Annotated in this window: 16 protein-coding genes; 2 read left to right on the top strand and 14 right to left on the bottom strand. The window is 46.8% G+C overall.

Features of this window, described 5'->3' with window-relative positions:
- Positions 1 to 2 precede the first annotated feature (2 nt).
- The 14 genes from OO774_RS08080 to urtA form a co-directional block, all read right to left on the bottom strand.
- Entirely contained in the window at positions 3 to 1,421 is a 1,419-nt protein-coding gene (locus OO774_RS08080; RefSeq protein WP_264901407.1) for an SLC13 family permease, read from the bottom strand.
- A gap of 383 nt (positions 1,422 to 1,804) precedes the next feature.
- Positions 1,805 to 2,335, bottom strand: a complete 531-nt coding sequence (locus OO774_RS08075) for a HupE/UreJ family protein (RefSeq protein ID WP_264901405.1) — start codon at positions 2,333 to 2,335, stop codon at positions 1,805 to 1,807.
- Between the two features lie 11 nt (positions 2,336 to 2,346).
- Positions 2,347 to 2,988, bottom strand: a complete 642-nt coding sequence (ureG, locus tag OO774_RS08070; protein ID WP_264901402.1) for an urease accessory protein UreG — start codon at positions 2,986 to 2,988, stop codon at positions 2,347 to 2,349.
- Between the two features lie 2 nt (positions 2,989 to 2,990).
- Positions 2,991 to 3,653, bottom strand: coding sequence for an urease accessory UreF family protein (locus OO774_RS08065; protein ID WP_264901401.1), 663 nt, complete (start codon positions 3,651 to 3,653; stop codon positions 2,991 to 2,993).
- A complete protein-coding gene (gene ureE, locus OO774_RS08060; RefSeq protein ID WP_264901400.1) occupies positions 3,653 to 4,141 on the bottom strand; it encodes an urease accessory protein UreE in 489 nt (162 codons plus the stop codon). Before ureE ends, OO774_RS08065 begins: the two co-directional genes overlap by 1 nt.
- A gap of 28 nt (positions 4,142 to 4,169) precedes the next feature.
- Positions 4,170 to 5,876: an urease subunit alpha gene (ureC, locus tag OO774_RS08055; protein ID WP_264906029.1), complete on the bottom strand. Its 1,707-nt coding sequence runs from the start codon at positions 5,874 to 5,876 to the stop codon at positions 4,170 to 4,172.
- Positions 5,877 to 5,935: 59 nt separating this feature from the next.
- A complete protein-coding gene (locus OO774_RS08050) occupies positions 5,936 to 6,241 on the bottom strand; it encodes an urease subunit beta (protein WP_263838606.1) in 306 nt (101 codons plus the stop codon).
- 8 nt (positions 6,242 to 6,249) lie between these two features.
- Positions 6,250 to 6,552, bottom strand: a complete 303-nt coding sequence (ureA, locus tag OO774_RS08045; RefSeq protein ID WP_264906027.1) for an urease subunit gamma — start codon at positions 6,550 to 6,552, stop codon at positions 6,250 to 6,252.
- A 69-nt stretch (positions 6,553 to 6,621) separates the two neighbouring features.
- Positions 6,622 to 7,479, bottom strand: coding sequence for an urease accessory protein UreD (locus tag OO774_RS08040; RefSeq protein ID WP_264906026.1), 858 nt, complete (start codon positions 7,477 to 7,479; stop codon positions 6,622 to 6,624).
- Positions 7,480 to 7,483: 4 nt separating this feature from the next.
- Complete coding sequence (urtE, locus tag OO774_RS08035) at positions 7,484 to 8,179, bottom strand: urea ABC transporter ATP-binding subunit UrtE (RefSeq protein ID WP_264906025.1); 696 nt, start codon at positions 8,177 to 8,179, stop codon at positions 7,484 to 7,486.
- Entirely contained in the window at positions 8,176 to 9,012 is an 837-nt protein-coding gene (gene urtD / locus OO774_RS08030) for an urea ABC transporter ATP-binding protein UrtD (RefSeq protein ID WP_264906023.1), read from the bottom strand. The genes urtE and urtD overlap by 4 nt, the downstream gene beginning before the upstream one ends.
- Entirely contained in the window at positions 9,009 to 10,094 is a 1,086-nt protein-coding gene (gene urtC / locus OO774_RS08025) for an urea ABC transporter permease subunit UrtC (RefSeq protein ID WP_264906022.1), read from the bottom strand. The genes urtD and urtC overlap by 4 nt, the downstream gene beginning before the upstream one ends.
- Before the next feature lie 2 nt (positions 10,095 to 10,096).
- Complete coding sequence (gene urtB / locus OO774_RS08020; protein ID WP_264906021.1) at positions 10,097 to 11,761, bottom strand: urea ABC transporter permease subunit UrtB; 1,665 nt, start codon at positions 11,759 to 11,761, stop codon at positions 10,097 to 10,099.
- Between the two features lie 152 nt (positions 11,762 to 11,913).
- Positions 11,914 to 13,188, bottom strand: coding sequence for an urea ABC transporter substrate-binding protein (gene urtA / locus OO774_RS08015; protein WP_264906020.1), 1,275 nt, complete (start codon positions 13,186 to 13,188; stop codon positions 11,914 to 11,916).
- A 381-nt stretch (positions 13,189 to 13,569) separates the two neighbouring features.
- Between urtA and OO774_RS08010 the strand changes: the two genes are divergently transcribed.
- A complete protein-coding gene (locus OO774_RS08010) occupies positions 13,570 to 16,881 on the top strand; it encodes an ATP-binding protein (RefSeq protein ID WP_264906019.1) in 3,312 nt (1,103 codons plus the stop codon).
- On the top strand, positions 16,859 to 17,761 hold the full coding sequence (locus tag OO774_RS08005) for a response regulator (protein ID WP_264906017.1): 903 nt from the start codon (positions 16,859 to 16,861) through the stop codon (positions 17,759 to 17,761). Before OO774_RS08010 ends, OO774_RS08005 begins: the two co-directional genes overlap by 23 nt.
- The last annotated feature ends 69 nt before the right edge of the window (positions 17,762 to 17,830 follow it).

Genomic DNA, 17,830 nt, shown 5'->3' with positions numbered 1-17,830 from the left:
GATTAACCAATATGCCCCACAGAGTGCAGTATCCAAACCATAACAAAGCTTAGCAGCACACCTACAACACCGAGTACCACACCAATTCGAGCCATTTGGTTACTTTGTACATGCCCGGTCGCGTGAGCAAGCGCGTTAGGTGGTGTACTGATAGGCAGAGACATACCAAGCGATGCAGCAAACGTCACTACCAGAATCAAGGTTACTTCACCACCGAGTGGCGTTAGTGATGTCATCGATGTGCCTAGCGCCGCCATGATAGGCATCAACAAGTTTGCTGTGGCCGTATGTGACATAAAGTTGGCCATCGCTAAACAAAGGAATGCCGCACCAAACAACACCACATAAGGTGAATATTGATCGAATGGAATGCTGTGTACCACTAACTTCGCCAATCCGGTTTTATCCAGTGCCAAGCCAAGGGCAATACCACCAGAAACTAACCAGAGCACGTCCCAGGAAATTTTCTTTAAATCTTCTTTATTGATGATGCCTGTTAAAGAGAAAACCGCGACCGGAATCAATGCAACTGTGTATGAGTTCATGCCATGTGCGGAGCCCATTAACCAGAGAATGATCGTACCTGCAAACGTAATGTACACAATCATCGCTTTTGGCGTCTTCAGGAATTTACTTTTAATATTCAGGTCGATTGTGGTTTGTTCGGCTTTATACATTGCCCCGATAAGCACCCAAGCTAGAGCCATCATAATCACGACGAACGGCACACCAAACACCATCCATTCACCAAAAGTAATCAGGTTCTCTCCGACCAAATATTTAAGTGCAATCGCGTTAGGTGGCGTCCCGATAGGTGTCCCGATGCCGCCGATATTTGCTGCAACTGGAATACACAAAGCAAATGCGATTCTACCCGGGTCTTTCGGTCCGAACACAGCAATGACGGGAGTCAGGATAGATAACATCATCGCTGTAGTTGCCGTGTTAGACATAAACATGGAAAAAATAGCGGTAATCAACATCAACCCCAACATGACGTACTTGGGATTTTGCCCAAATGGTTTCAATAGTACCCGTGCTAAGTTCACGTCCAAACGGTACTTGGTCGCCGCCATCGCCAGAAAGAAACCACCTAAGAACAGCATAATAATTGGGCTGGCAAAGGTCGCCATGATCTCGTTGTATTGCAACAGTTCGCCAAAGTGCGGCTGCCCTTCTTGAGACCGAAACAAAACAACACTTTTATTCGAAACAAGCAGTAGCTCAAGAACGATAATCACCACCGAAGTTGCGTAAATTGGAATAGGTTCGAATACCCAGCATAATGCCGCCAACAAAAAAATCGCAATGACTCGCTGTTGAACAATAGTGATGCCATCAAATGGAAACGCAGATAACGGCATCAGCCAAATGAGTAACGGGATTACCGTTGGGATGATGTATTTAAGATAAGGACGCATAGTGCTACTTCTCTTCCTGAGACGGTGTTAAGACGTTAGGAGTTTCGTTAATAAACCAACGCATTGCGGTTTCGAACACGAGCTTTGTAGAAGATGTAAATCCGAAATAAGCCAACGTAGCTGATTACGACTCCGATTCGGGATTATGCGCACTGTTAGAGGACAAAGATTTGGTGTTAGATCAATGAACTTGTATTCACATAAGAAAACATCCGCGAGATGTGTTCAACCTCACTAAATGCGTGTCATAAATAATAATTTTCGTGATAATTCACCACAAGAAGCACCTTATTCTCTGAAAACAATAATGCCGACTTTCGTCGGCATGTTGATATTTCTTGTAGTTTTAGATGACGAGATTCTAACCACTAAGTCAAAGTCAATTATTGACGAGCAAGACGCGTTTTTAGCGCCATAACCTGTCGAGCGATAGCGTACGTCACGCTAATCACCAATGCGCTCGCTAGCATCACGCCCAAACCAAATTGGACAAACGAACCTTGTGCCTCTGCGCCCTGAACTAACCCATGAGACAAGCTGAATAGAATAATAGCTACCGATGCAACCACACTTCTCGCTCCACCTTTTTTTAATGCGATAAAAGCCAATGGCAAACCGATAAGCGAACTGACAACAAGGGCCTCTACAGAACTGGCGGCTGCCCACTCAAGACCAATCGCATACCCTCCAGCAATCGCCACCATGATGATTGCCGATATTTGGCTCGCACGGCGAATAGCAAACGCAGACAGAAACAAACCAACCAATGCTAACGCAGTTAAGTGATCCCAGCCTGTTAATGGGTGAAGAAAGCCTTCAGAAAAACTGGCCTCCATATGATGACCAGTATGGGCAAAACTGCTCGCGCTCACTAACACCAGACTTGCCGTCAATCCTTTGATTAATCCTTTCATATCACTATTCCTTATGCTTCCGTTACTTCAATTTTGACGTCACGCTTCTCCAGCATGCCGCGCTCAACAATAAAATTGATCACTTCCTGTAAGCCATCACCACGAATCAGGTTGGTGAATACAAATGGTTTTTCGCCACGCATCTTTTTCGCGTCATGGTCCATAACGTCTAACGATGCATTAACCATGGGTGCCAGGTCGGTCTTATTGATGATTAATAAGTCAGACTTAGTGATACCCGGGCCACCTTTACGAGGGATTTTATCTCCCGCGCACACGTCAATAACATAAAGCGTCAAATCAGATAACTCAGGGCTGAAGGTCGCACTCAGGTTATCTCCACCACTTTCGACTAACACAAACTCTAAGCCGGGGTGACGATCTTGCAGCTCATCGATCGCTGCCAAATTCATAGATGCATCCTCGCGAATTGCAGTGTGTGGACAACCTCCAGTTTCCACGCCCAGAATACGGTCGGATTCCAATGCTTCATTGCGCAGTAAAAACTCTGCGTCTTCTTTGGTGTAAATGTCGTTGGTTACGACCGCTAAATCGTAGTGTTGACGCATCGCTAAACATAACTGGCGCAACAGTGCTGTTTTCCCTGAACCAACTGGGCCGCCGACACCCACTCGTAAACATTGTGTACTCATCACTAACTCCTAAATAATCTAGAATATTGGGTTTCATGCCATGCACAGGCCATCGCAAAATTCGGTAAAGTCAGCCCAATGGCTTCATCTTCCACCGCAAACCCTGTCGTAATTGCTTGTTCAATTTGTGGCATCAATGCAATCAGCACGCGTTGCGCAGACGTCTGCCCCAACGGAACCGTTTTACATGCCACCGTGATTTGATTTTCCAGCCAAGACCAAAGCCAGCCCGTCGCTGCTTGTTCGATTGAGACGCCAAAATGCTGGCATGCTTTGGCAAATAGCGGCAAATAAGTCATCGACTTTGCCTGTGGAGGTAATTCCACTTCTAAGCTCGCCAACAAACGATGGAAGGTTTGTCCAAGCTTTTGTTCTTCCATCACCAACTCAGCCGTTTCTCGGTTTGCCAATAGCACCGCTTGCCAATGCTCCAAAGCTGCCAAGTCGTCTGTTTGCCACGCTTGATAACTGCGCACCAAAAGTGGTATTTCCAAATTGGCTTGAGCATGATTGAGAATTGGCTCAAGCCAGGTTTGTAGTGTCACCTCATCGGTCACCCACTCTAGGTCCACCGCTGTTTCCAGCCCTTGGCTGTAAGCGAACGCACCAATTGGCAGACTCGGACTGCTAAGGTGCAATAGAGAGAGTAATGACTGCACGTTCATTAGTGACTGTGCTCCCCATGGCTGTGCTGATGTTCACCATGAGAGTGTGAATGACTATGGCCACTACCGTGATACGCACCAGATTCAGGATTAAACATCGCCTGATGATGGTTGCACTCCAGACCAAATAGTTCGACCATCTCTTCAAGCACATGATCAGGTTGAAAACGCAGCCACAATTCGCCTATTTCCATTGGTACATGGCGATTCCCCATGTGGTAGCACGCTTTGGAAAACGTTAACCAGTCTTTAGCTGACGCCGTGACGATGTCTTCTTCTTGGGCTTCGACCAGAAACACTTTTCCGCATTCAGTAAACAAGCAGTCGCCATCTTGGATAACATCGCCTCGTGGTAGAAAAACGCCCACGTCCATCCCCGTCTTGCTTGATGCACGAAAACGCCCACGTTGACGTACTTCATAGGCCAATACAATCGAGTCATCGATTTCACCATGATGATGATCGGAGCGACTAATTACTCGGTACATAATAAAATTCCTTCTTTAAACTGAGCGATTAGAACAAGGTGTAACGCTGTGCGAGAGGCAACTCTGCCGCTGGGTCGCACGTTAATAGCTCGCCATCTGCTCGAACTTCATAAGTTTGTGGGTCTACTGTTACAGTCGGCATATAGTCGTTCAGAATCATGTCGTTCTTGGTGACACTTCGGCAATTCTTGCAGGCTATCAGCGCTCGCTGTAAGCCCAGTTTGTCTTTCAGTCCATTCTCACTGGCGACTTTGCTGGTGAAGGTGACGGACGTTGCAGAAGCAGCGCTACCAAAACCGCCAAACATACGGCGATAATGAACAGGTTGAGGTGTGGGGATTGACGCATTCGCATCGCCCATTGGTGCTGCAGCAATAAAGCCACCTTTAATGATTAACGCTGGCTTAATACCAAAGAATGCTGGTTTCCAAACAACGATATCCGCGAGCTTACCGACTTCAAGAGAGCCGACCGTATGGTCAACACCATGCGCGATTGCGGGATTAATGGTGTATTTCGCGATGTAACGTTTAGCGCGGAAATTATCCGCCTGAATCTCTTTGTCTTGCTCCAGGTAACCACGTTGCACTTTCATCTTGTGCGCGGTTTGCCAGGTACGGGTAATCACTTCACCCACTCGCCCCATCGCCTGTGAATCCGAGGCAATCATGGAGAACGCCCCTAAATCATGGAGAATGTCCTCTGCTGCAATGGTTTCTTTGCGAATACGAGAATCGGCAAACGCCACATCTTCAGGAATATTTGGGTCAAGGTGGTGACACACCATCAACATATCCAGATGTTCGTCAACGGTATTCACCGTGTAAGGACGTGTGGGATTGGTTGATGATGGCAGTACGTTTGGCTGACCACAGGCAACAATAATGTCAGGAGCGTGACCACCACCTGCACCTTCGGTGTGGTAAGTATGAATCGTACGTCCTTTAAACGCTGCAAGTGTGTCTTCCACAAAGCCAGACTCATTTAGTGTGTCGGTATGAATGGCGACTTGCACATCGTATTTTTCCGCAACGGACAAACAGTTGTCTATCGATGCGGGTGTTGTACCCCAGTCTTCGTGCAGTTTTAACCCGCAAGCGCCAGATTCAATTTGCTCAGCCAACGGCTCCGGCAAACTTGCGTTACCCTTGCCCAAAAAGCCAAAGTTCATCGGCATTTGGTCCGTACTGCGCAGCATTTGCGCCATGTTCCAAGCACCTGGAGTACACGTCGTAGCGTTCGTTCCCGTTGCAGGACCAGTACCGCCACCAATCATGGTCGTGGTGCCTGCCATTAACGCTTCTTCGATCTGTTGTGGACAAATAAAATGGATGTGAGCGTCGATAGCACCTGCCGTGACGATATGACCTTCGCCAGCAATCACTTCGGTACTTGCGCCGATGTTAATCGTGACATCAGGTTGAATGTCTTTGTTACCTGCTTTGCCGATCGCCGCAATATTGCCATCTTTAATGCCAATATCCGCTTTAACAATACCCCAGTGATCAAGAATTAACGCATTGGTGATCACGCAGTCCATCACTTGATCACGACATAGCTGGCCTTGCCCCATACCATCTCGAATGACTTTACCGCCGCCAAATTTCACTTCATCACCGTATACGGTGTAATCCTGCTCAACTTGAATAAAAAGCTCAGTGTCGGCTAGGCGTACTTTGTCGCCTACTGTCGGGCCATACATATCGGCATAGGCGCGACGAGAAATTTCTGCCATTGTTTAGTTCTCCTTAACCTTCAATGCTTAGCATCTCACTAAAGCTGGCTAAATCTGTATTAGACCTTTCCCATGACTTCACCGCGGAAGCCATAGATGGTTTTCGTTCCGTCAATCTCGACCAACTCAATGTTGCGAGTTTGCCCCGGCTCGAATCGCACTGCGGTACCAGCCGCAATGTTGAGTCGCATTCCTCTGGCTTTCTCGCGGTCAAAATCTAATGCCGGATTGGTCTCAAAAAAGTGGTAATGACTGCCAACTTGGATCGGGCGATCACCATGATTGATCACTGCCAGTTGCTCAGTGCGACGTCCATTATTCAGCTCGATTGGCACGTCACTTAAAATGTATTCACCAGGCTTCATGGTTACTCCTATTGAATCGGGTTATGCACGGTGACCAGCTTTGTGCCATCCGGGAACGTCGTTTCTACCTGCACTTCCTCTAACAGCTCTGGAATACCTTCCATCACGTCATCTTTGGTGAGCAGTGTGCGTCCATCACTCATAAGCTGGGCGACCGTTTTACCGTCGCGAGCGCCTTCCATGATTGCTGCGGAAATATAAGCAGACGCTTCTGGATAATTGAGTTTTACGCCACGAGCGAGTCGACGCTCTGCCACTAACGCCGCGGTAAACAGCAATAATTTGTCCTTGTCTCTTGGAGATAATTCCATTTGTAAACCCTCTAACCTCTACGTTACGTTGTTACTTTTTTCTGCTTTACGATGCAGACTACAGCTTATTTAGGTGTTCCAAATTCTTGGTGGGCATGCCGGACGCCGAAGCAGGTCTGGACGAATAAGTTGCCAGCACGCTCGCAGTTGCTGCTGAGCCTGTTCACTGCAATCACCAAGGTAACGAACTAATAAAATATTGAGTCGATAAGTGATGCTCAACGTGCCATATGTATCTGCGGAAAAGTGTTCTCGCAGCGTTTCAACCGTAGTTTGAGCGTCATTCAATCCAACAACCGTTAAGGTGCCAGAGACTAAATTGCTGTTGAAACCACTTATCGCGGTCAAAAGCGGATCGTCTGCTGCCAGATATTGGCGTTCAAGTAACAGAGGCGTGCCGTCTTGATAGATGGATAAACGCTGCTCAACACTTCCCTGAATGAACGGAAAGTGGCTTTTTGGCCGCCCTAAACAAAAAACATCGATACCGATAAACTTCGCGTCACCGTAGAGATTTACGTTGGTGGTCAATTTTCCGTGAGCGCCATTGAAAACGATGGTTTCCATGGGTAGCCACTCACACGCGGCATTATCAACTTCGATATCGACATGCTGTTTTTGCTCGATGTTTTTACTGTCAGCCTTATAAATTTTGCCCGCAGACGGTGTGGTGATCAGCGCATGACTATCGTTTTGGCAATGAATCTGAATACTCAAATCGTCACCCGAAACCAACCCACCCGGCGGATGAAGCAGATAAACGTGGCAGACATCCAATTCTGGGTAAAATGGTCGCTGCACGCGCAAAGGTCCTTGAAACTCCATGCGCTTCATCTGCGTTTTGTCATCGGACTTACTAAAGCCTAGGGACAGATAAGCTGGCCAATGGCGCTGCGTTTGGGTCGACATGTTAAATACACTGTTCATCCGCTTACACCGTCAGGTATTTCTTAACTAACGTATCATCGAGTGCGTCCATCTCACCCATCGCTACCTGACGACCACGATCAATGATGCAGAAGTTGTCTGCAACTTTACGCGCGAATGGTAATTTCTGTTCAACGAGCAACACGGTCAGGCCAATTTCTTTATTCAGACGGCGGATGATATCGCCAATTTCAGCGACGACATTGGGCTGAATACCTTCCGTTGGTTCGTCCAGAATAAGTAGCTTAGGGTCAATTACCAAGGCGCGACCAATCGCAAGCTGTTGCTGTTGTCCGCCGGATAAATCGCCACCACGACGGTGAAGCATCTCCTTCAATACAGGGAAAAGCTCATAGATAAATTCCGGAACTTGTCTGGCTCCATCTTTGCGCATCGGTAAGCCAATACGTAGATTCTCTTCTACCGTCAGCAACGGAAAGATCTGACGACCTTGCGGTACATAACCTATCCCGATTGGCGCGCGCTTCTCTGCGGCCATTTTGGTGATGTTTTGTCCTAAGAAGTTAATCTCACCGCTTTTGGTTGGCAGCAAGCCCATGATGCATTGCAACAACGTCGTTTTACCTACGCCATTGCGTCCCATCAGAACGGTGCACTTACCTTCTGGTATCTGCATGTCGAGGTCCCACAACGTGTGGCTCTGTCCATAGAACTGATTTAATCCTTTAATCTCAATCATGCTTCTTCTCCAAGGTAGACTTCAACGACCTTGCGGTTGCTTTGAACTTGATCCATCGTGCCTTCAGCCAATACGCTTCCTTGGTGTAAAACCGTTACATCACGCGCTATCGAGCGGACAAAATCCATATCGTGTTCAACCAGCACAATCGTTCGTTCACCCGCTAATGACGTTAGCAGTTCACCCGTTCTGTCCATCTCTTGGTGGGTCATCCCCGCTACAGGCTCATCAACCAGCAGCAGTTTCGGGTTTTGCATCAGCAGCATGCCGATTTCCAGCCACTGTTTCTGACCATGAGATAATGCGCCAGCCAATAAAGCACGCTGATCGTACAAACCTATTTGCTTGAGTACGTGATCGATGTGATCCACCTGGCTTGGCGTTAGTGTGGCAAACAGCGTTGAAAACACCGTTTTTGCCCCAGCCATCGCCAACTCTAAGTTGTGAAATACCGATTGAGACTCAAACACCGTCGGCTTCTGGAATTTACGGCCGATACCTGCTTGTGCAATTTCAGGCTCACTCATTTGCAACAAATTAATGTTTTGCCCGAACCACGCGGTGCCGGTATCCGGTCGGGTTTTACCCGTAATGATGTCCATCATGGTGGTTTTGCCTGCGCCATTAGGGCCAATGATGCAGCGTAACTCACCTTCTTTGATGTAGAGATTAAGGTCATTGATTGCTTTAAAACCATCAAACGACACGCTAATACCTTCTAGATACAACAAGCAACCGTGGCCGACCTTGAGCATCGGGTTAACTTGTGGCTTCATAAACTCATAAACGTGCTCGCGGTCAGTGAGCTCTTTGGCAAGGCTTAAAATACTCATGAATGCACCTCTTTACGTTTGATTAAGCCGGTTACTCCTTTAGGCAGGAACAGCGTGACCAGAACGAACATTGCCCCCAAGCTAAACAACCACACTTCTGGAAGCGCTGCGGTTAAGTAGGTTTTAGCGTAATTGACTGCCAACGCACCAACCACTGCACCGTACAATGTTGCACGTCCGCCAAGTGCCACCCACACGACGAGTTCAATTGAGTTAATCGGAGAAAATTCTGATGGGTTGATGATGCCTACCTGAGGGACATACAACGCACCGGCAATGCCAGCGAGTACCGCAGAAAAAGTGAAGATAGCTAACTTTACGTATTCCACTTTGTAGCCAGTGAAACGAGTACGTGCTTCAGCATCACGAACGGCCATGGCTACTCGGCCTAGTCGGCTAACAACAATGAATCGACAAGCCATGTACCCTAGTCCAAGAGCAATGCCTGATAACGCAAACAGCGTCAAGCGTGTCGCGTCTGCTTGCAAATCAAAGCCTAAGATATCTTTAAAGTCAGTTAAGCCATTGTTACCACCAAAGCCCATCTCATTACGGAAGAACGCCAGCAGTAAGGCATACGTCAGTGCCTGAGTGATAATGGATAGATAAACACCCGTTACACGAGAACGAAATGCAAACCAGCCAAATACAAATGCGAGAAGTCCAGGTGCCAATACCACCATTAACATTGCAAACCAGAACTGGTCAAAACCATGCCAGAACCATGGCAACTCCTGCCAGTTAAGGAAAACCATGAAGTCCGGTAGTTCTGGGTTACCATACACACCGCGGTCGCCAATCTGACGCATCAGATACATACCCATCGCATAACCACCCAGCGCGAAAAAGGCGGCGTGACCTAAGCTGAGAATACCCAAATAGCCCCAAACCAGATCCACTGCGACGGCCAGCAACGCATAGGTCAGATACTTACCCATTAACGTCACGGTGTAAGTCGAAATATGAAGTGCAGATCCTTCTGCAAAGAACAGGTTCAGCGCTGGAATTAAGCAAAGCGCTGCGCCCAATACAATCAAAAACATCAGTGTAGAACGATCGAACAATTTTGATTGATGATCCATGATTAACCCTCCGCCGAGCGACCCTTCTGAGGGAACAAGCCTCGGGGTTTCTTCTGAATAAATAGAATGATAAATACCAGCACCAGGATTTTCGCCAGAACGGCCCCTGCCCACGGCTCCATTACTTTGTTAGCAATACCCAACGACATGCCAGCGACCAGTGTTCCCCACAAGTTACCAACGCCCCCGAATACCACCACCATGAATGAATCGATGATGTACGCCTGGCCTAAATTTGGTCCCACGTTGGTCAGTTGGCTTAGCGCGACACCGGCAATACCTGCAATGCCTGAACCAAGCCCAAAGGTCATAGCATCAACCCATTCTGACTTCACGCCCATTGCTCTTGCCATGCTGCGGTTTTGTGAAACGGCGCGAACTTCAATCCCCAATCGGGTGTAACGTAGCACCGCAAATAGCAGCGCAAACACGATCAAACAAAAGATGATGATGTAGAAACGGTTAAGGGTCAGACTCAGAAGAGGGTTAATTTCAATCACACCTTGCATCCAGTCCGGTGTTGATACTGAACGGTTAAGTGGAGAGAAAATCGTGCGTACAGTCTGTTGCAAAACCAGACTGATACCAAATGTAGCGAGTAAGGTCTCTAACGGTCGTCCGTATAAGAAGCGAATCACACCTCGCTCAATCAATATGCCCACTGCTGCAGAAACTAAAAATGCCACAGGTATCGAAACAACGATCGACCAGCCAATATGATTCGGCATCAACGTTTGAATCACATAAGTTGTGTAAGCGCCAAGCATGATCAGTTCACCATGTGCCATGTTAATCACGCCCATGACACCAAACGTAATCGCCAGACCAATCGCGGCAAGCACCAAAACGGAACCTAAGCTCAGACCAAAAAACAAGGTTTCACCAAAATGTGCCAGACTGACTCGTTGTTCTATTAAACCGAGCGCTTTGTTTGTCGCATTGGTTAGTGCTTCATTGGGCTCTGTCGCTAAAAATTGGGTAAGTGCATTACGCGCGGTTGGCTGATAGCTATCACCCAGCGTTGCTATGGCTTTTTCTTGTGCCGCTTGGTCGCTCGAATGTTCTAATTGATATATCGCTAGCGCTGTATCTAAAACTTGTTGGACATCCGAGTCTTCTTCACTAAGTCTCGCTTTTTCTAGCAAGGTATACGTTTGTTCGTTCAAGTCACCCATCAACTGTGTGACCGCGTTGATACGCGTACTTGGCTCGGGATGGCGAATATTCAGCGCAGCCAACTGGGCTTTGATCTCGCCACGAATTTGGTTATTAATGCCAATTTTCTTAACTGAGCGGCGTTTGACTAACTGAGGTTCTGCTGTCTCTTCAGCAAAAAGTGGCGTGATTAAATATTTACTGCCCTTTTTCTCCACAACTTTGACCAGTTGCTTAGATTCTTTATCAAGATAAATATCGCCACTGAATAGGAGTTCGAGAACTTGGATTGAACGTTCGTCGCCACTCTCTCCAATGTTGGTAACCGCTTGACTGATTTGATTATAGTCGCGTGTCGCTAGGCGTTGTAGCTCGCTCTCTAACCCTGTCGTTGAGGCTAGAGTTTGAGAAGATAAAAAAAGGCTAAAAAGAACAACGATAACGCTCGACGCTGAATAAAATGTCGAATATAAAAATCGTGTAAGTCGCAGAAAGATGGATGCGTAAAACATCGTAGGCAAACCTCTGGTTAAACGAATATTCTTCTCGAGTGAACGGAAAAATAAACAAAAGACTCGAATAAGTGACAGTGCCACGTATGAGTTAAAGGCACTGTCACTAACGTTTAACGATTGAACTCTGCTATGAGAGCGTGATGGTCAACTTAGAAGTTTTGACCAGAACATTTGCCAGTTTTGGTGTTGTAGTTACCGCAAGATAACGGTTGACGCCAATCCGAGATGAGATCTTTTGAACCCGGAAGGAAATCCGACCATGCATCACCAGCCACTAACCCCGACGTTTTCCATACCGTTTCAAACTGGCCATCGTCTTGGATTTCGCCGATAAGAACGGGTTTAGTGATGTGATGGTTAGGCATCATTGCGGAGTAACCGCCAGTCAGGTTAGGAACGGTCACGCCGACAAGCGCATCACCAACAACAGCTGGGTCGGTTGTACCTGCTTTCTTCACTGCCTCAACCCACATGTTGAAACCAATGTAATGCGCTTCCATTGGATCGTTGGTTACGCGCTCATCGTTCTTGATGAACTTGTGCCATTTTTCGATGAACTCGTCATTCACGTCGGATTCAACGCTCATGAAGTAGTTCCATGCCGCCAAATGGCCAACCAAAGCGGAGGTATCCATACCGGACAACTCTTCTTCACCCACAGAGAATGCCACTACTGGAATGTCATCTGCTGAGATACCTTGGTTACCTAACTCTTTATAAAACGGTACGTTAGCGTCACCGTTGATGGTAGAAACCACTGCTGTTTTCTTACCTGTAGAGCCGAATTTTTTAATATCTGAAACGATTGACTGCCAATCAGAATGACCAAATGGAGTGTAGTTGATCATAATATCGGCTTCAGCCACGCCTTTTTCTTTTAAGTATGCTTCAAGAATTTTATTGGTAGTGCGCGGGTAAACGTAATCTGTTCCAGCTAAAACCCAACGCTCTACGCCTTGATCAAGTAGGTAGTCAACCGCTGGAACCGCTTGTTGGTTTGGCGCGGCTCCCGTGTAGAATACGTTTTTCGAAGACTCTTCACCCTCGTACTGAACTGGGTAGAATAATAGACTATCGAGCTCTTCAAAAACAGGAAGGACAGACTTACGAGACACTGACGTCCAGCAACCAAATACTGCGTCGACTTTGTCTTTCGAGATTAATTCGCGCGCTTTTTCCGCAAACAAAGGCCAGTCAGAAGCTGGGTCCACAACCACCGCCTCAAGTTTTTTACCTAGTAAGCCACCTTTTTTATTTTGTTCATCAATCAGCATCAACATCGTGTCTTTGAGTGTTGTTTCACTGATTGCCATGGTGCCTGATAGAGAGTGAAGTACACCGACCTTGATGGTGTCTTCTGCCATTGCGTATCCACTCAGTAATGATGCCGCTAATACCGAAGTCGCCAAGAAATTCCGTTTCATTTGTCTTCTTCCTTTCACTAATTTGTTGATAACAAATACTAATTCACGTCGCGATGTTACTTATCCAATGGATAAATCCTGCTGACTAAATGAACGAGTTTGAGTATTGACCAGAATGGAAAGTTTGAATATGCGCGGTTCGTGCATAAAAACTACGTATAATTACGCATAGGTGGAAAAATAAATGCGAGCTATAATTGCGCGCGTACAAGGTGCACAGGACGTGCATTTGATAGTTTGAGCCACCAAATTGAAAAGTGCTTGTACTCAAACGACACTGTTAATTCTCAAGGATGAAGAGTTATCTCTATACAAAAAGTCACCGTAACCCGACGTAAATACAATAAATTAGTCGGTAACGAGCTACTCGAAGATTTCGCGTTGCGCTTTACTGCTAAGCGTGCACGAAAATGGTCGGCCAGTTGGATTGCGAATACCGCACTCGGTATCGTTTCGTTTTTGGTGCTCGAAGCACTTGGTGGAACGATCACCCTCAATTACGGTGTCACCAATTCACTCTGGGCGATTCTCGCTGTTGCTTTGGTCGTCATTTTTTCTGGTATACCTATCTGTTATTACGCCGCGAAGCACGGTGTTGATATTGATCTACTTAGCCGAGGGGCGGGTTTTGGTTATATCGGCTCTACCATCGCCTCGCTCATTTACGCCTCATTCACGTTCATCTTCTTTGCTTTGGAAGCGGCGATCATGTCGATGGCAATCGAATTGTTGTTCGATATTCCTCTGGCGATCGCTTACGTGATCAGCTCCGTCCTCGTTATTCCTCTTGTCGTACTTGGGATTACCAATATCGGGCGCTTTCAAATGTGGTCTCAACCCATTTGGCTGATGCTGCAAATCATACCTTTGATCTACGTTTTTACTCATGAAGACGCCAAGATTGATAAATGGCTGAGTTACACAGGGGTAAACGATGTTGGCGTCGAGTTCAACTGGCTGCTTTTTGGCTCAGCCTCAGCAGTACTGCTTGCGGTTGTGGCTCAAATCGGCGAGCAAGTGGACTTTTTACGTTTCCTTCCAGCTAAAGAGCGTTGCGGAAAGCTGAAATGGTGGAGCGCCATGCTGTTAGGCGGCCCCGGTTGGATGATTTTTGGATCAATGAAGCTCGTGTTGGGTAGCTTTCTAGCCTGGTTAGCCATCAGTCACGGCGTGCTGCCTAATCTTGCCGGCGATCCTGCACATATGTATTTTACTGTGTTTAGTTATACCTCGGACAACACCCAACTGGCTTTACTGGCCGCTGGTCTGTTCGTGATTATTTCTCAGTTAAAAATCAACGTGGCGAATGCTTACGCAGGTTCTCTCGCCTGGTCCAACTTTTTCTCTCGCCTCACCCATCATCACCCCGGCCGAGTAGTGTGGATGGTGTTCAACGTTTTGATCGCCCTACTTCTGATGGAGCTTGGCGTTTATCTGCTCATTGAACAAACTTTGCAAGTCTACTCTGTGTTGGTACTGGCATGGATAGGGTCAATCGTCGCAGATTTGGTGATCAATAAGCCTTTGGGGTTGAGTCCAAAAACCATCGAGTTCAAGCGTTCTAAACTCTACGATATTAATCCAGTCGGCGTGGGTTCTATGCTGATTGCATCCGTGTTCGGTATTACGGCACACCTCGATTTCTACGGAGAAACCACCAGAGCCTTTGCCTCATACATCGCTTTTGCGTTGCCGTTTCTGACGGTGCCAATCATCGCATTGCTTACCAAGAGCCGTTATTACTTGGTACGTAACGATATCATCGTATCCAGTGGCGACGAGGAACACCAATGCTCAGTCTGTGAACACACCTTTGAGCATGAAGATATGGCACTATGCCCAGCGTATGGGGGTCATATCTGTTCACTATGCTGCTCGTTGGATGTGCGCTGTCATGATAACTGCCGTCCTGATGCAACCTTTAGTGCACAATTAAAGCAGATACTTTCGCCCTACTTTTCTTCCACCTGGGTAAATCGGCTTTCATCAACCATTGCACACTTCGTCATTGTTATGCTGACAGTAAGCTTAGCGATGGGAAGTATTCTGGCACTGGCATATTCTCAAATCCCACAGCTAGAACAAGTGCACATGGATTCCATTTCAAATGGATTAATTAATGCGTTTGCTCTGCTGCTTATTCCCATTGGCATCATCAGTTGGTTGTTCGTTTTAGCTCGTACAAGTAACCGAACTGCAGTCAAAGAGTTAAAATCGCATACCGCGCTACTGACTAAAGAGGTGAACGCGCACCACAAAACCTCTCAGGCATTGCAGCAAGCGAAACGTTCAGCAGAAACGGCGAATAACGCCAAAAGCCGATACCTCGCGAGCCTAAGCCACGAACTACGCACACCTTTAAATATCCTGCTTGGATATGCTCAACTGCTGAGCTCGGACAACAAACTGGACAAGCAAACAAGACAATATGCCGAGGTGTTAAAACGTAATGGCAAACACCTGTCGGACATGATTGAAGGCTTGTTAGAGATTTCAAAAATTGAAGCGGGACGCTTAGAACTGCACCGTGACGAGTTCAGTCTCACCGCACTGCTGGAACAGCTCGTCGATATGTTTTCCATGCAAGCAAAACGTAAAGGGCTGGAGTTTGAATTTGAAACCTTCGGTTACTTACCGACGTTCGTTGCAACAGACAAACAACGCTTACGCCAGATACTCATCAATCTTCTGGGCAACGCGATCAAATATACCGAAACAGGCACCATTATTTTCAAAGTGAGCTATCGCAATCAGGTGGTGCATTTTACAGTGCAAGACACAGGCATTGGTTTATCTGAGCAAGATTTGGGGCTGATATTTAAACCATTCGAACGGATTAAAAACCAAAAGACCGAAGCGATTCATGGCTCCGGGCTGGGATTAACTATTTCGAATGCTTTAGCGGAGATCATGGGCGGTGAAATTTCCTGCACCAGTAAAGTCGACTACGGCAGTGCATTTGTATTAAAGCTGATGCTTCCAGAAGTAAAAGATGGACGTCCTGAGCCGGAGCTTTTAAGCGATGCCGTGATTGGCTACAACGGGGACCGAAAAACGATCATGATCGTTGACGATATCGAAGATCAACGTCAATTGATGTCTCGAATTCTGACGCCTCTGGGCTTTAATGTTTTGTTGGCAGAGAATGCGCCACAGGCTCTCAAGCTGGTGAAACAGCATCATGTCGATCTGTTTATGCTGGATATTTTTATGCCACAAGTAAATGGCTGGCAACTGGCGATCCAATTGCGCAAGGAAGACTTCCGCCAACCAATCCTGATGTTATCCGCTAACATTCAAGAACTGGAAACCAATAACCAGCTACAACGTTACCATAATGACTATTTAACTAAGCCGGTTTCTGTACCCATGCTGCTTGCCAAGCTCAATCGCTTACTCGACATTGATTGGCTTTATGATGAAACCAGTAATCAAGCATCAGACATCAATAAGGAGACCGTGCACGTACAGCACCAAGCAATCCCGGCTTATGAGCAATTGGTTAAGCTACGTGAATACGCAGAAATTGGTTTTATGTCTGGAGTGAGCAGCGAGCTAGAAAAGATTGAACAAGGTCTGACTAGGAATAGCGATTGGTTCGAGAAGCTAAAACAACAACTGCAGGAATGTAACTTCAACAATATTATCCAGCAAATAAACGGAATGATTAATGAGCATTATAACAAGCAATAACATCACAGTGTTGGTCGTGGATGACTCGCCTGAATCTCTCAGCATGTTAAACGCCACGTTGAATCAGGCTGGGCTTACGGTACTCGTCGCGCTTAACGGTGTTCAGGCACTGACTATTGTTCAAAAAGTCCAGCCCGACGTGATCTTGCTTGATGCCATCATGCCAGAGATGGATGGATTTGATACCTGTGTTCGGCTAAAAGAACTTTTACCCTCGACGCCTATTATCTTTATGACGGGATTAAATGACTCGAAACATGTCATGCGTGGTTTTGAATCCGGCGGCACCGATTACATCACCAAACCCGTCGTTCCCGATGAAGTACTCGCCCGAATCAAGGTCCATAGCCAATCTGCCCGTCTGGCAAAGTCGGCCCAAGCTGCCTTAGATTATGCAGGACAATATATTTTTTGTGTCTCCAGTAACGGGAACCTGGAATGGGCGACGCCTCATGCTCAGGAGTTACTTTCTTCACTGGGTGACGACTTTTCAGAAACATGGCAAAAGATCCAACAAGATATTGCCATTTGGTTGATGCAGTCCCCGGCAGATACCCCACTCACCTTAAAACAGTTTTCTCCTCCGTTAGAAGCCAGTTACGCGGGTGATTACAACCGTATCCATTCGCTGGTTCGTATTTCGACGCCCAAGCAAAACGGTTCAGAGAAAGATCTTCAAACCCATTTGGGTTTAACCAGAAGAGAATCACAAGTGCTTTACTGGCTTTCATTTGGAAAGACAAACTGGGAAATCGCGCAAATTTTAGAGATGAGTCCTCGAACCGTAAACAAGCATCTCGAACAGGTTTATAAGAAGCTCGATGTCGATAATCGAACTTCTGCGGCAAGTGTATCAATTAGAATATTAGAGCGAGCATAAGTCAGTCTGACTATCCTACCCTTGAGCACTTTTACTAACACAGTAAAAGTGCCGACGTTATCTGGGAAA

It is taken from the genome of Vibrio sp. STUT-A11, assembly GCF_026000435.1.
Lineage (GTDB): Bacteria > Pseudomonadota > Gammaproteobacteria > Enterobacterales > Vibrionaceae > Vibrio.
Note: the sequence above shows the minus strand (reverse complement) of the source record. Positions and strands in the feature narration are given on the sequence as shown.

What these genes read in the sequence shown, in the direction of transcription:
- OO774_RS08040 (WP_264906026.1), bottom strand. Translation starts at nt 7,479, where the DNA reads ATGAACAGTGTATTTAACATGTCGACCCAAACGCAGCGCCATTGGCCA.
- ureA (WP_264906027.1), bottom strand. Translation starts at nt 6,552, where the DNA reads ATGGAATTATCTCCAAGAGACAAGGACAAATTATTGCTGTTTACCGCG.
- ureG (WP_264901402.1), bottom strand. Translation starts at nt 2,988, where the DNA reads ATGAGTACACAATGTTTACGAGTGGGTGTCGGCGGCCCAGTTGGTTCA.
- ureE (WP_264901400.1), bottom strand. Translation starts at nt 4,141, where the DNA reads ATGTACCGAGTAATTAGTCGCTCCGATCATCATCATGGTGAAATCGAT.
- urtC (WP_264906022.1), bottom strand. Translation starts at nt 10,094, where the DNA reads ATGGATCATCAATCAAAATTGTTCGATCGTTCTACACTGATGTTTTTG.
- OO774_RS08005 (WP_264906017.1), top strand. Translation starts at nt 16,859, where the DNA reads ATGAGCATTATAACAAGCAATAACATCACAGTGTTGGTCGTGGATGAC.
- OO774_RS08050 (WP_263838606.1), bottom strand. Translation starts at nt 6,241, where the DNA reads ATGAAGCCTGGTGAATACATTTTAAGTGACGTGCCAATCGAGCTGAAT.
- OO774_RS08080 (WP_264901407.1), bottom strand. Translation starts at nt 1,421, where the DNA reads ATGCGTCCTTATCTTAAATACATCATCCCAACGGTAATCCCGTTACTC.
- OO774_RS08075 (WP_264901405.1), bottom strand. Translation starts at nt 2,335, where the DNA reads ATGAAAGGATTAATCAAAGGATTGACGGCAAGTCTGGTGTTAGTGAGC.
- urtD (WP_264906023.1), bottom strand. Translation starts at nt 9,012, where the DNA reads ATGAGTATTTTAAGCCTTGCCAAAGAGCTCACTGACCGCGAGCACGTT.
- urtE (WP_264906025.1), bottom strand. Translation starts at nt 8,179, where the DNA reads ATGATTGAGATTAAAGGATTAAATCAGTTCTATGGACAGAGCCACACG.
- ureC (WP_264906029.1), bottom strand. Translation starts at nt 5,876, where the DNA reads ATGGCAGAAATTTCTCGTCGCGCCTATGCCGATATGTATGGCCCGACA.
- OO774_RS08065 (WP_264901401.1), bottom strand. Translation starts at nt 3,653, where the DNA reads ATGAACGTGCAGTCATTACTCTCTCTATTGCACCTTAGCAGTCCGAGT.
- urtA (WP_264906020.1), bottom strand. Translation starts at nt 13,188, where the DNA reads ATGAAACGGAATTTCTTGGCGACTTCGGTATTAGCGGCATCATTACTG.
- urtB (WP_264906021.1), bottom strand. Translation starts at nt 11,761, where the DNA reads ATGTTTTACGCATCCATCTTTCTGCGACTTACACGATTTTTATATTCG.